Here is a 12923-nt window from a genome sequence, read left to right as displayed (position 1 = left end):
AGGCGCTCAGTCGACGGCGGGCCGGACCGCGGCGGGCCGGTCGGGAGCAGCCGCGGGCGCGGGCGCGGGCGCAGCGGCGGCCGGAGCCGGCCGGTCCGCCGGGGCGGGTTGGGCGTGGCTGCGGGTGGCGGCGGCCTCGCGGGCCGCCTCCAGGGCGGTGAAGACGGCCTGGCCGGCCTCGTTGCGGCGGCGGAGGTGGGTGACCACGGTGTTGGTGACCGCGATCAGCGGGACGGAGACGACGGCGCCGCCGATGCCGCCGATGATCGAGCCGGCCGCCACCCCGAGGACCACGCCGAGCGGGTGGACGCGCACCGCCCGGCCGAGGATCAGCGGCTGGAGCACGTGGCCCTCGATCTGCTGCACGGCGATCAGCACCACCAGCACCATCAGCGCGGTGAACGGCGTCGTGGTGACCAGCGCGATCAGCACCGCGACGGTCCCGGTGACGAGCGCGCCGACCAGCGGGACGAAGGCCCCGAGGAAGATGATCACCGCGAGCGGCAGCGCCATCGGCACCCCGAGCAGCTGGATCCCGACTCCGATGCAGACCGCGTCGATGAACGCCACGCAGACGGTGCCGCGGACGTAGGCGGTGAGCGTGGCCCAGGCCTTCGGGCCGGCGCCGGCCATCGCGTACCGGGAGTGCCGGGGCAGGCCGCGCAGCGCCCAGTTCCAGATCCGCTCACCGTCGTAGAGCAGGAAGAAGGTGGTGAAGAAGGCGAGCAGGACGGCGGTCAGCACCTCGACGGCGATCTGCGCGCCGGTGAGGCCGGCCGAGGTGAGCTGCTCGGTGTTGGTGCTGATCGCCTTGGTGATCTGGTTGGCGAAGTCGGTGATCTGCTGCTGGGTCAGGTGCAGCGGGCCGGTGATCAGCCAGTCCCGAAGTGTGGCGACACCGTCCTGGACCTTGGTGGTGACCGTGTTCAGGTTGGTGGTCACCTGCCAGACCACGAACCAGCCGACCAGCCCGATCCCGGCCAGGCCGCTCATGAACACCCCGCCCGCGGCCAGCGAGCGCGGCACGCCGTGCCGGCGCAGCCAGGAGACGGTGGGCTCCAGCAGCGCCGAGATCAGCAGCGAGGCGAGGACCGCGAAGGCCACCAGCCGCAGCATGTCGACGATGTAGAAGACGACGTAGAGCGCGGCGCCGAGCAGCAGCAGCCGCCAGGTGGACTCGGCGGCCACCCGCAGGCCCCAGGGCACGGCCTCGGCCGGGGTGGCGGGCCGGCCGGGGTGGTACTCCCGGCCGAACGCGGCGTGGCCGGTCGGGCTCGCGGGCGCCGGAGCCGGCGCAACGGCGCGGACCGTCTCCTCACGGGGCCCCGGCAGCGGTGCGGAGACCGGTGCCGGAGCGAGCGGTGGCGGGGTGAGCGGTGCCGGCACCGCCACCGGCGGCGGCTCCACCGCGAGCGGGGGCTCGTAGGCCTCTGCCGCGATCGCGGCGCGCCGGCGCCGCTCGATCACCGCGGCCGCGCTCGCCACCACGGCCGCCCCCTTGGCCACGGTCTTGAAGGCCTTCCCGCCCCACGCCATCCTCGCTACCACCGCTCCCCGCTGGGCCCGCCGTGCCCGGCGGGTACGCCGTGGGTCGTGCCACGGCCGTCAGGGATGAAACTACCCGCCCGGTGCGCGGCGAGTCCGGCGGGCGGGTGGGTTGGCCGCGCCCGGAGCCGGCGCGAGCGGCCCGAGCCGCGCCCGGCGGGCGCGGCGAACCGGGGCAAAACCACCCGGACCGGCGGGTTTCAGGCCCGTGACAACGGGGAGGAGTCGGACGAGAACACAGGCCATCTGTCGGCGGACCGGCCGGTGCAGGGAGCAACCAGGACCCCTTCCCGCGCCCCGCGTCCGCACCCAGGACCGCACCGCCCGTGAGCGCACTGGTCAGCGCAGCCCGGGCGGCGCGGCCCGCCCGGCACGACGCAGCCCCCGACCCCGCTCAGGGCGGTCGGGGGCTGCGTCGGACTTCCCGGGTACCGGTCGTCTCTAGTACCAGTGGTGGGACTGCCAGAACGACCAGGCGCCACAGGGGCTGCCGTAGCGGCTGTTCATGTAGTTCAGGCCCCACTTGATCTGGGTGGCCGGGTTGGTGCGCCAGTCGGCGCCGGCCGAGGCCATCTTGGAGCCGGGGAGCGCCTGGACGAGGCCGTAGGCGCCGGAGCTCTTGTTGGTGGCGGTGTAGTCCCAGCCGCTCTCGCGCTTCACGATCTGGCTGAAGCACTGGAACTGCGCGTCGTTGCCGACGATCTGCTGGGCGATCTCCTGGACGGAGCCCGGGCTGACCGAGACCGGCGGGGCCGAGGTGTCGGTGGCGGCCATCGCCGAACGGGCCTTGGAGCGGTTGGCGGCGGCCTCGTCGGCCTTGCGCTTCTCCTCGGCCGCCTTGGCGGCCTTCTCCGCGTCGGCCTTGGCCTGCGCGTCGGCGGCGGCCTTCTGGCGCGCGGCCTCCTCGGCGGCCTTCTGCTCGGCCGCGGCCTTGGCGGTCGCCTCGGCGGCGGCCTGCTGGGCGGAGGCCTGCGTGCCGATGTTGTCGCTGATGGTCTGCGCCTGGGCGCCAGAGGGGACTTCGGCAAGCAGGGTCGCGCCGGCGACGTCGACCGTCTGCGTCGTCTTGACCTCGCTGCCCGAGGCCATACCAACGACGGCACCGACGGCGGTGACGGCGGTGGCGGAGGCCACAGCAACTCCCCGGACCGAGATCCGAGTCACATGGATTCCTTCCAGCATCGCCCACGCGTGACCGTACGGGCGCAACATGCCCCTTGGCGCTGCCCTCCGTACGGTACTGGTCACGGGAGGTACTGACCCGGCGTCCGGCCGCGGTGAGCGACCGGGCGTTGAGATCGGGCGGCGTACGGCTCATCGGTGTTCAATTGTGCGTCCACCTACCGGAGTTGGCGGACCGTCCGGACCGGGCCACCGGTCGCCCGGGGCCCTGTCATGCCGTACGCGGGGCCTGACAGAACCCTCACCATGCCGCACCGGACACTGTCGACGCAATTCCCCGTTGCGTGGCGGATGTCACATTCACCGCACCGGGGTTCTCCGGACAGAAAGCACTCGATGTGATGAAACGGGCGGAGGCCCGCTCCGTCAGGAGCGGGCCCCACGCCCGGAATTGACCATATTGTCCGACTATGCCCGGAACGCTCCGATCACGGGTGGATGTCCTCCAGCATCTCCGTGACCAGCGCCGCGATCGGCGAACGCTCGGAGCGGGTGAGCGTGATGTGCGCGAACAGCGGATGCCCCTTCAGCTTCTCCACCACCGCCACCACGCCGTCGTACCGGCCGACCCGCAGGTTGTCCCGCTGCGCCACGTCGTGGGTGAGCACCACCCGGGAGCCCTGCCCGATCCGGGACAGCACCGTCAGCAGGACGTTCCGCTCCAGCGACTGCGCCTCGTCCACGATCACGAAGGCGTCGTGCAGGGAGCGCCCGCGGATGTGGGTCAGCGGCAGGACCTCCAGCATGCCCCGGGAGATGACCTCCTCGATCACGTCCGGGGTGGTGACGGCGGAGAGGGTGTCGAAGACCGCCTGCGCCCAGGGGCTCATCTTCTCCGTCTCGGAGCCCGGCAAATAGCCGAGCTCCTGGCCGCCGACCGCGTACAGCGGCCGGAAGACCATCACCTTGCGGTGCTGCCGCCGCTCCAGCACGGCCTCCAGGCCTGCGCACAGGGCCAGCGCGGACTTCCCGGTGCCGGCCCGGCCGCCCATCGAGACGATGCCCACCTCCGGGTCGAGCAGCAGGTCCAGCGCGACCCGCTGCTCGGCGCTGCGCCCGCGGAGCCCGAAGGCCTCGCGTTCCCCGCGCACCAGCCGGACCCGGCCGTCGCCGGTGACCCGGCCGAGTGCCCGGCCGCGCTCGGAGCTGAGCACCAGTCCGGTGTGGACGGGCAGCTCGGAGGCGCCCTCGACCGCCACCGTGGCGTCGTGGCCGGCCGCGAACAGCGCGTCCACGTCGTCCGCCGGGACGTGCAGCTCGGACATACCCGTCCAGCCCGAGGTGACCGCCAGCTCGGCCCGGTACTCCTCGGCGAGGAGCCCGACCGAGCTGGCCTTGATCCGCAGCGGGAGGTCCTTGGAGACGACCGTGACGTCGTATCCCTCCGCCTGCAGGTTCCGGGCGACCGCCAGGATCCTGGCGTCCGCCTCGCCCCCGCCGGCCCGGTAGCCGACCGGCAGTATCGACAGGTCGGAGTGGTTGAGCTCGACCCGGATGGTCCCGCCGAGCTCGCCGACCGGGATCGGCTCGTCGAGCCGGCCGAAGCGGATGCGGTAGTCGTCGAGGAGTCGCAGCGCCTGGCGGGCGAAGTAGCCCAGCTCCGGGTGGTGCCGCTTGGCCTCCAGCTCGGTGACGACCACCACCGGAAGGACGACCTCGTGCTCCTCGAAGCGGGTCATGGCGAGCGGGTCCGCCAGGAGCACGCTGGTGTCGAGAACGTACGTGCGCCGGTCTGGTGTCCGGCGGCTCTTGGAACTGACCACTAGGCCTCCAGAGCGGATGACCCTGCGTCATCCGCGGCAAGCCGGCCCCCGCTGCCCCGGTGGCCTCGGGGCCGGTCTGATCGGAGTATTCCCAGGCGAGGGGCGGTGCATTCGCGTCCCCGGCGAACTGACGGATCATTGCCGGTGAACGTTTGGCCTCGCGCCCCGCCCGGGTACGCCAGCTCTACTGGAGACGGATCGGCCCCACGGGCGCAGTGCGCCGCGGGGCCGGTGGGGCGGGAGTGGTCTCCCGGTGGGGCGGAAGGGGCCTCAGAGACCCATCCGCCGGTTCCGCTGCTCGTACGCGCGCAGGGCGCGCAGGAAGTCGACCTTCCGGAAGGCCGGCCAGTACGCCTCGCAGAAGTAGAACTCGCTGTGCGCGCTCTGCCAGAGCAGGAAGCCCGAGAGCCGCTGCTCGCCCGAGGTGCGGATGACCAGGTCCGGGTCGGGCTGGCCCTTGGTGTAGAGGTGCTCGGCGATGTGCTCGACGTCGAGGATCTCGGCCAGCTCCTCGATCGAGGTGCCGCGCCCGGCGTGCTCCTGGAGCAGCGAGCGGACGGCGTCCGCGATCTCGTGCCGGCCGCCGTAGCCGACGGCGACGTTGACCGTGATCCCGTCGATCCCCGCGGTCTCCTCGGCGGCCCGCTTGAGCACGTCGGCGGTGTGCTGCGGCAGCAGGTCCAGCGCGCCGACCGGGTTGACCCGCCAGCGGCGGGCGGCGGCCAGGCCGGTGACGGCGTCCTCGATGATCCCGAGCAGCGGGACCAGCTCGTCCGCGGGCCGGGAGAGGTTGTCGGTGGAGAGCATCCACAGGGTGACGACCTTGACGTGCGTCTCGTCGCACCAGCCGAGGAACTCGCTGATCTTGTCGGCGCCGCGCTGGTGGCCGTACGCGGTGGAGCCGCCGGTGGCCTTCGCCCAGCGGCGGTTCCCGTCGAGGATCACGCCGATGTGGTGCGGGGTGCGGGCCAGGTGCACCTCGACCCGGCGACCGTAGAGGCCGTACATACCGTCCAGCAGGGTGCGCAGCCCCGGCGTGCGTTCGACGACATCGCGCAGACCCATGGTTTTCGGCCCCTCCGTAACTCTTCACCGGGGTGCGTCACAACCCCGGGCGCAGCCTACTCCCGCCCGGACGTGCTGGGTAAAGCCGCAGGTAGCGGTCAGGTCACGGTCCTGTGCGGACTCTGTCGCGACCGGTGCGGCGGCCCTGGCCGGAAGACACCCGTCGGGCAGCCGGCCGCCTCCGGGGGAGACGGCTACGGAACGGTATCCGGTTCCTTAAGGAATCCGTAAGCCGACCGCCCCGTCCTTGACGGCCGGCAATGGTCTAGTCCAGCTTGTGACCGAGGCGGAACGAGCACCGGACTCCCGCCCCGCCAAGGCACCACTGCGGATGCATGCCCTCCCCCACACGCGGCCGCCGCGCCCCCCACCGCGGCGGCCGCTCCTTCCCCAGGAGCCCACGCCCATGGCCCGTACGCCGAACCAGCCCGCGCACCGGCGCCGGCGCAGCCCCCTGCCGGCCCTCGCCGCCGGCGCCACCGCTCTCGCCCTCGCCGGCAGCGGTCTGGCCCTCCTCGCCGGCGGCGCCAACGCGGCCGCCGGCAACCTGGTCACCAACGGCGGATTCGACGGCGGCTCGCTCGCCGGCTGGTCCTGCACCGGCGCCGCGACCACCGTCGCGGCCCCGGTCCACTCCGGCACCGGCGCGCTCCGGGCCACGCCGGGCGCCGGCGACACCGCCGAGTGCACCCAGACCATCAGCGTGCTGCCCAACACCGCCTACTCGCTGAGCGCCTGGGTCCAGGGCCCGTACGTCTACCTCGGCGCGCGGGGCACCGGCGGCACCGAGCCGAGCACCTGGTCGAACCAGACCGACTGGAACCAGCTCTCCTCGACCTTCACCACCGGCGCGAGCACCACCAGCATCACGGTGTACCTGCACGGCTGGTACGGCCAGAGCGCCTACCTCGCCGACGACGTCACCCTGAGCGGCCCCGGCGGCACCTCCACCCCGAGCCCCACCACGACGCCCACCCCGACCGCGACGGCCACCGCGACCGCCACCCCCACGGCCACCGCGACCCCGACTCCGACCGCGACGCCCACCCAGACCGCCACCCCCACGCCCACGGCGACCGCCACCAGCACCACCCCGCCGGCCACCGGCCTGCCCAAGCACGTGGTCACCGGCTACTGGCACAACTTCGACAACGGCGCGACCGTCCAGAAGCTCGGCGACGTCCAGAGCGCCTACGACGTCATCGCGGTCTCCTTCGCCGACGCGGTGCCCACCAGGACGGGCGCGATCAGCTTCACCCTCGACCCGGCGCTCTCCAAGGCCCTCGGCGGCTACACCGACGCGCAGTTCCGCGCCGACGTGAAGGCCAAGCAGGCGGCCGGCAAGAAGGTCGTCCTGTCGATCGGCGGCCAGAACGGCGCGATCACCGTCGGCGACGCCACCGCGGCCGCCGCGTTCGTGGACAGCGCCTACGCGATCATCAGGGACTACGGCTTCGACGGCATCGACGTCGACCTGGAGAACGGCGTCAACCCGACCCACCTCGGCAACGCGCTGCACGGCCTCCAGGCCAAGGTCGGCCCGGGCTTCATCCTGACGATGGCCCCGGAGACCATCGGGATGTACAGCACGGCCGGCGCCTACTTCCAGCTCGCGCTGAACACCAAGGACATCCTGACCGTCGTCAACACCCAGTTCTACAACTCGGGCGGCATGAACGGCTGCGACGGCAAGGTCTACAACCAGGGCACCATCGACTTCATCACCTCGCAGGTCTGCACCCACATCCAGGGCGGCCTGCGGCCCGACCAGGTCGGCATCGGCGTCCCGGCCTCCAGCCGGGCGGCCGGCGGCGGCTACGTCTCGCCGTCCGTGGTGAACAACGCGCTGGACTGCCTGGCCACCGGCCGCAACTGCGGCAGCTTCGTCCCGCCGGCCAAGTGGCCGACCATCCGCGGCGCGATGACCTGGTCGACCAACTGGGACGCCAACAACGGGAACGCGTTCTCCAACGCGGTCGGCCCGTTCGTCCACCAGATGCCGTAACTCCCCGCGGCGCGCGGCCCCTTGAGGGTGGGTCCGGCGCACCGGCGGCGGGCCCGCCGTACCCGACCGGTACGGCGGGCCCGTCCGCGTCCCTAGGTCCTGCGGCGCAGGCTCCGCCCCGGCCGCGGCGACGCTACTGCAGCAGCACCGCGGCGGCCGCGCCGAGCAGCAGGAACGGGCCCATCGGCAGGTCGAGCCCGCGCACCGGCCGGCGGCGCAGCACGGCCGCGACGGCCAGTCCGACCGACCAGAGCCCGGCCAGCACCGCGGCCGCGAACAGCCCGCCGAACGCGGCCGACCAGCCGTAGCGGCCGAGCAGCGCGCCGAGGCCGAGCGCCAGCACGGTGTCCCCGGGGCCCATCAGCCCGAACCAGGCCGGCAGTTCGAACAGCGCCGCGGCGGCGAGCGCCACCAGCAGGCAGCGCAGCAGGACGCCGGGGCTGCCGTCGGCCAGCTCCAGGGCCACCAGCAGCAGCGCCAGCCCCGCCGCCAGCGTCCAGCTCAGCGCGTACGGCAGCCGGCGCACCCGGGCGTCGGTGAAGCCGAGCACCACGCCCGGCCCGGCCGCCCAGAGCAGCAGGGCCGCGTCGGCCGGGTGCGCCGCCGAGAGTGCGGCCGCCACCGCCAGCGCGGTGACCGCCTCCACCTGCCCGGCGCCCGGCCCCAGCCGCTCCCGGCAGCCCGGGCAACGGCCGGTCGGCGGCAGCCCGCGCAGCTCCCGGTCGCAGGCCGGGCAGCGGGTGCACCAGGGCTGCCCCTCGGGCACGGCGTACCGCACCACCAGCCCGCGCAGGGCCGGTGCCACCAGCGCTCCGGCCAGCACCGCCCCGAGTACGGCGACGATCACAGCAACCCTCCCGCCACCACGGACCGTCCGCGAGGGAACCGGCCCGATGTCGTCCTCGTCCGAGCCTTGGGGCCCGTCCGGTCGCGCCCGTCGGATCAGCGCGGCATCGTGCGCCCGGCGGTACCGGCCGGACAGGACCCGGACGGCGCCCGGCGACCCGGGTGCCGCACCGACCACATCATCCACGGGGAACACATCTTGACGAAGACCCAGACGGTTCTGCGCGCCGCTGTCCCGGCCGCGGCGCTGGCCATGCTGCTGACGGCCTGCGGGCCGGAGAACGAAACCCCGGTCGCCCCGGGCGCGGCGGGCGCCGGGGACCCGACCGCCGCCACGGCCCCGGCCACCACGGCACCCCCGGCCGCGGGTGCCACGGGCGGCGCGGGTGCGGGCACGGGCGGCGCCGGCGCGACGGCCGGTACCGGCGGTACGGCCGCCGGCGGCACGGGCGCGGGCACCGGCGGCACCGGCGGTGCCCCCTCTGCCACCACCAGCGGCAACCCGGTCGGCGGGGCGAGCGGCGGCAGCGGCAAGGTCGGCTACGGCAACCCGCTGGCGCTCACCGCCACCGGCAGCTACCAGGGCAAGACCAAGGCCGACGTCACCCCGGTCTCGGTGGTCAAGGGCACCGCGGCCGAGATCGCGCCGTTCAACTTCAAGCCCGCCGACCTCGACGGGAGGACGCCGTACTACGTCACGGTGTCGTTCACCAACCGCACCGGCGCCCCGCTGACCGACGAGTACTTCATGATGCGGTTCAAGGTGAACACGGACGCCAGGGCGACCGGCGTCCTCCCGGCCCCGACGATCATGAAGTCGATCCCGCAGTGCGACGCCGGCAAGAAGCCCGGCACCCTGGCGGACGGCCAGAGCCAGCAGCAGTGTGCTGTCTATCTCGTTCCGACCGCCACCCCGCCGCAGTTCCTCACCTTCGGCAGCGTTCTGGACACCGAGCCGCTGGTCTGGAAGGTCGGCTGACGGCCCCGCCTGCCGATCGAAGGCAGGCCCTCGGGGCGGTCCGACGCGTGCCCCGGTGCGCGCGCCGAACCGCCCCGATCTGCCCCTAAAGTAGGCAGGCATGCAGGTCATCCAGTCCAGCAAGCTCGCCAACGTCTGCTACGACATCCGCGGCCCGGTGCTCGACGAGGCGATGCGGCTGGAGGAGCAGGGCCACCGCATCCTGAAGCTCAACACCGGCAACCCCGCCGTGTTCGGCTTCGACGCGCCGCCGGAGATCCTCCAGGACATCCTGCGCAACCTCGCGTCCGCGCACGGCTACGGCGACTCCAAGGGCCTGCTCTCCGCCCGCCGCGCGGTGGTGATGCACTACGAGGAGCGCGGGCTGCACGGCCTCACCGTCGAGGACGTCTTCCTCGGCAACGGCGTCTCCGAGCTGATCCAGCTGGCCATGACGGCGCTGCTGGACGACGGCGACGAGGTGCTCGTCCCCGCGCCGGACTACCCGCTCTGGACCGCCTCCGTCTCGCTGGCCGGCGGCACGGCCGTGCACTACCGCTGCGACGAGCAGTCCGAGTGGTACCCGGACCTCGCCGACATCGAGGCCAAGGTCACCGACCGGACCAGGGCGATCGTGGTGATCAACCCGAACAACCCGACCGGCGCGGTCTACCCGCGCGAGGTCCTGGAGGGCCTGGTCGAGATCGCCCGCCGGCACAAGCTGGTGGTCTACGCGGACGAGATCTACGACAAGATCCTCTACGACGACGCCGAGCACGTCCCGCTGGCCACCCTGGCGCCGGACCTCTTCTGCGTCACCTTCAACGGCCTCTCCAAGGCCTACCGGGTCGCGGGCTTCCGCTCCGGCTGGATGGTGCTCTCCGGCGACCGGAACCGGGCCCGCAGCTACATCGAGGGCCTGACCGTGCTCGCCTCGATGCGCCTGTGCGCCAACATGCCGGCCCAGCACGCGGTGGCCGCGGCGCTCGGCGGCCGGCAGTCGATCCGGGACCTGGTGCTGCCCGGCGGCCGGCTGCTGGAGTCCCGGGACGCCGCCTACCGGCTGCTCAACGAGATCCCGGGCGTGAGCTGCGTGAAGCCCAAGGGCGCGCTCTACGCCTTCCCCCGGCTGGACCCGAAGGTCTACAAGATCAAGGACGACGCCCGGATGGTGCTCGACCTGCTGCGGGCCGAGCGGATCCTGCTGGTCCAGGGCACCGGCTTCAACTGGCCCGAGCCGGACCACTTCCGGCTGGTCACCCTGCCCCGGGCCGAGGACATCACCGACGCCGTGACCCGGATCGGCGCCTTCCTCGGCGGCTACACCCAGCCCTGACGGCGGGTGGGGCGGACGCGGACACGCGGGGGCGTCCGGAGCTGTCCGGACGCCCCCGGAAAGACGACTACGGCCGGAGCCCCGGGCGCCGGACGATCTCCTTGGTCGGGGAAAGATCGTCCAGCAGGGGCTCCGGCCGTCCTGTCGCTCGGTCGACGCGCGATTCGTGCCACGCGCCGACCGTTCGCCGGCTGAGGCTCAGGCTCAGCCGAGGCGGGCGACGAGGTTTCGGTACTCGTCCCACAGCTCGGTCGGCGTGTGGTCGCCGAAGAGCTCCAGGTGGGCGGGGACGAGTGCGGCTTCCTGACGCCAGATGTCGGCGTCCACGGTGAAGAGCAGCTCACGGTCGGCCTCGGAGAGCTCCAGGCCCTCCAGGTCGAAGCCGTCGACGGACGGCAGCACGCCGATCGGGGTCTCGACGCCCTTGCCGTTGCCCTCCAGGCGCTCGACGATCCACTTCAGCACGCGGCTGTTCTCGCCGTAGCCGGGCCAGACGAACTTGCCCTCGGCGTTCTTGCGGAACCAGTTCACGTAGTAGATCTTCGGCAGCTTGCCGGTGTCCGCCTGGGCGCCGACCTTCAGCCAGTGGGCGAAGTAGTCGCCCATGTTGTAGCCGCAGAAGGGCAGCATCGCGAACGGGTCGCGGCGCAGCTCGCCGACGGTGCCCTCGGCGGCCGCGGTCTTCTCGGAGGCGATGTTCGCGCCCAGGAAGACACCGTGCTGCCAGTCGAAGGACTCCGTCACCAGCGGGACGGCGGTGGCGCGGCGGCCGCCGAACAGGATCGCCGAGATCGGCACACCCGCCTGGTCCTCCCACTCGGGGGCGATGGTCGGGCACTGCGCCGCCGGGACGGCGAAGCGGGCGTTCGGGTGGGCGGCGGGGGTGCCGGACTCCGGGGTCCAGTCGTTGCCGCGCCAGTCGGTGAGGTGGGCCGGCGGCTCGTCGGTGAGGCCCTCCCACCAGACGTCGCCGTCGTCGGTCAGGGCGACGTTGGTGAAGACCGTGTTGCCCCAGAGGGTGTCGATGGCGTTGGCGTTGGTGTCCACGCCGGTGCCGGGGGCGACGCCGAAGAAGCCGGCCTCGGGGTTGATGGCGTACAGGCGGCCGTCGGCGCCGAAGCGCATCCAGGCGATGTCGTCGCCGATCGTCTCGACCTTCCAGCCCGGGATGGTCGGCTGGAGCATGGCCAGGTTGGTCTTGCCGCAGGCCGACGGGAAGGCGGCCGCGACGTACTTGGCCTCGCCGGACGGCGGGGTGAGCTTCAGGATGAGCATGTGCTCGGCCAGCCAGCCCTCGTCCCGGGCCATGGTCGAGGCGATGCGCAGCGCGTAGCACTTCTTGCCGAGCAGGGCGTTGCCGCCGTAGCCCGAGCCGAAGGACCAGATCTCCCGGGTCTCCGGGAAGTGCGAGATGTACTTGGTGCTGTTGCACGGCCACGGCACGTCCGCCTGACCCTCGGCGAGCGGAGCGCCGACGGTGTGCACGGCCTTGACGAAGTCGCCGTCCTCGCCGAGCTGGTCCAGCACGGCCCGGCCCATGCGGGTCATCACCCGCATCGACACGGCGACGTAGGCGGAGTCGGTGATCTCGACGCCGTACGCGGCCAGCGGGGAGCCCACCGGGCCCATCGAGAACGGCACCACGTACATGGTGCGTCCCTTCATCGCGCCGCGGAACAGGCCCTTCTCGCCCTGGAAGATCTCCCGCATCTCGGCGGGGGCCTTCCAGTTGTTGGTCGGGCCGGCGTCCTTCTCCTGCTCGGAGCAGATGTACGTGCGGTCCTCCACGCGCGCCACGTCCGTGGGGTCCGAGGCGGCGTAGTAGGAGTTGGGGCGCTTCTCCTCGTTCAGCTTCTTGAAGGTGCCCTGAGCCACCAGCAGGTCCGCGAGGCGCTGGTACTCCTCCTCGGACCCGTCGCACCACTCGATGCGGTCGGGCTGGGTGAGCTCCGCGATCTCGCTCACCCAGGCAAGCAGACGCTTGTGGCGGGTGGGCGCGAGGTTCTCGTTCGACACGATCGCTCCTTCACGCCATCTCGGCGAGGAGACGGCGTAGCGGGGGTTTGAGGGTGCTTGCAGCGTAGCTCCGGCCTCGGGCCCCGAATACGGCGCATCGGTGAAATTGACGCATCTTTTACTACAAGCCGTCTGATTACTGGTTGGTAACCGGGCACTTTCGGCCGGGCCGGACCCCGCCAACCCCGGCTTCGATTACTCCAAAAC

At 72.6% G+C, this 12923-nt stretch carries 9 protein-coding genes; 3 read left to right on the top strand and 6 right to left on the bottom strand.

The genetic code is table 11. The annotated features are described in order from the left end of the window. Positions 1-6: 6 nt before the first annotated feature. The 4 genes from RMN57_RS23680 to RMN57_RS23665 form a co-directional block, all read right to left on the bottom strand. Positions 7-1536 (bottom strand): AI-2E family transporter, encoded by a 1530-nt coding sequence (locus tag RMN57_RS23680; protein ID WP_313765342.1) that lies wholly within the window; start codon positions 1534-1536, stop codon positions 7-9. Positions 1537-1986: 450 nt separating this feature from the next. After that, a complete protein-coding gene (locus RMN57_RS23675) occupies positions 1987-2709 on the bottom strand; it encodes a transglycosylase SLT domain-containing protein (protein ID WP_313765341.1) in 723 nt (240 codons plus the stop codon). 446 nt (positions 2710-3155) lie between these two features. Next, the gene (locus tag RMN57_RS23670; RefSeq protein WP_313765340.1) at positions 3156-4490 is read right to left on the bottom strand and encodes a PhoH family protein; all 1335 of its coding nucleotides are present in this window, start codon (positions 4488-4490) and stop codon (positions 3156-3158) included. Between the two features lie 270 nt (positions 4491-4760). Continuing rightward, positions 4761-5555, bottom strand: coding sequence for an isoprenyl transferase (locus RMN57_RS23665; RefSeq protein WP_238951068.1), 795 nt, complete (start codon positions 5553-5555; stop codon positions 4761-4763). Positions 5556-5961: 406 nt separating this feature from the next. Here RMN57_RS23665 and RMN57_RS23660 point away from each other — a divergent pair, with 406 nt between their 5' ends. Then, positions 5962-7560: a carbohydrate binding domain-containing protein gene (locus RMN57_RS23660; RefSeq protein WP_313765339.1), complete on the top strand. Its 1599-nt coding sequence runs from the start codon at positions 5962-5964 to the stop codon at positions 7558-7560. A 133-nt stretch (positions 7561-7693) separates the two neighbouring features. On the opposite strand, the gene RMN57_RS23655 is transcribed toward RMN57_RS23660, so the two are convergent. Then, positions 7694-8407: a prepilin peptidase gene (locus tag RMN57_RS23655; protein ID WP_313765338.1), complete on the bottom strand. Its 714-nt coding sequence runs from the start codon at positions 8405-8407 to the stop codon at positions 7694-7696. Between the two features lie 198 nt (positions 8408-8605). On the opposite strand from RMN57_RS23655, the gene RMN57_RS23650 reads away from it, so the two are divergent. Both RMN57_RS23650 and RMN57_RS23645 read left to right on the top strand, forming a co-directional pair. Beyond that, on the top strand, positions 8606-9385 hold the full coding sequence (locus tag RMN57_RS23650; protein ID WP_313765337.1) for a hypothetical protein: 780 nt from the start codon (positions 8606-8608) through the stop codon (positions 9383-9385). A gap of 100 nt (positions 9386-9485) precedes the next feature. After that, positions 9486-10700: a pyridoxal phosphate-dependent aminotransferase gene (locus RMN57_RS23645; RefSeq protein ID WP_313765336.1), complete on the top strand. Its 1215-nt coding sequence runs from the start codon at positions 9486-9488 to the stop codon at positions 10698-10700. A 204-nt stretch (positions 10701-10904) separates the two neighbouring features. Here the strand turns inward: RMN57_RS23645 and RMN57_RS23640 are convergent, their stop codons facing one another. Beyond that, positions 10905-12716 carry a phosphoenolpyruvate carboxykinase (GTP) gene (locus tag RMN57_RS23640; RefSeq protein ID WP_313765335.1) on the bottom strand — a complete coding sequence of 604 codons (1812 nt, stop codon included), beginning with the start codon at positions 12714-12716 and terminating at the stop codon, positions 10905-10907. Positions 12717-12923: the final 207 nt, after the last annotated feature.

It is taken from the genome of Kitasatospora sp. CM 4170, from assembly GCF_032110285.1.
In the GTDB taxonomy this organism is placed as follows: Bacteria; Actinomycetota; Actinomycetes; order Streptomycetales; family Streptomycetaceae; genus Kitasatospora; species Kitasatospora aburaviensis.
The sequence above is the reverse complement of the archived record's forward strand: the minus strand, read 5'-3'. Positions and strand labels throughout refer to the sequence as shown.

Excerpts from the sequence above, each read along its gene's own strand:
- RMN57_RS23680 (WP_313765342.1), bottom strand. The coding sequence starts at position 1,536 with ATGGCGTGGGGCGGGAAGGCCTTCAAGACCGTGGCCAAGGGGGCGGCC.
- RMN57_RS23665 (WP_238951068.1), bottom strand. The coding sequence starts at position 5,555 with ATGGGTCTGCGCGATGTCGTCGAACGCACGCCGGGGCTGCGCACCCTG.
- RMN57_RS23660 (WP_313765339.1), top strand. The coding sequence starts at position 5,962 with ATGGCCCGTACGCCGAACCAGCCCGCGCACCGGCGCCGGCGCAGCCCC.
- RMN57_RS23645 (WP_313765336.1), top strand. The coding sequence starts at position 9,486 with ATGCAGGTCATCCAGTCCAGCAAGCTCGCCAACGTCTGCTACGACATC.